Source organism: Acinetobacter johnsonii (assembly GCF_048551975.1).
GTDB classification, from domain to species: domain Bacteria; phylum Pseudomonadota; class Gammaproteobacteria; order Pseudomonadales; family Moraxellaceae; genus Acinetobacter; species Acinetobacter johnsonii_A.
In genome coordinates this window covers 1-254 of the sequence record NZ_JBIMCF010000308.1, presented here as the reverse complement: position 1 = coordinate 254, position 254 = coordinate 1, and the positions used below count along the sequence as shown (strand labels likewise).

1 pseudogene is annotated in these 254 nt (G+C 44.1%); it reads right to left on the bottom strand.

Features of this window, described 5'->3' with window-relative positions:
• Positions 1-254 (bottom strand): annotated as a pseudogene (locus tag ACG9ZB_RS17595) (IS3 family transposase); the annotation flags it as partial.

Sequence of the window (254 nt, the reverse complement as noted above, 5' to 3'; positions counted from 1 at the left end):
TGATTTTCTCGGATTGGGTCTGTCAATGGTTCAGGCGCGTGCCGTTTTAGTCTTCTTCTCGGTTTAATCCGCAGATTTAGTGCCAACTCCCAGTAAATGCGGTAAACCCGCTTGTGATTCCAGCAGTGATTCTCAACATGTCGTAAATATGAGAAGCCCAGACCAAATCCCCAATCGGAATTTTCCTCTGTGAGTTCAATGAGCTGTTTAGCAATTAATTCATTGTCATCGCAAAGTGTTGCGTGATATCGGTA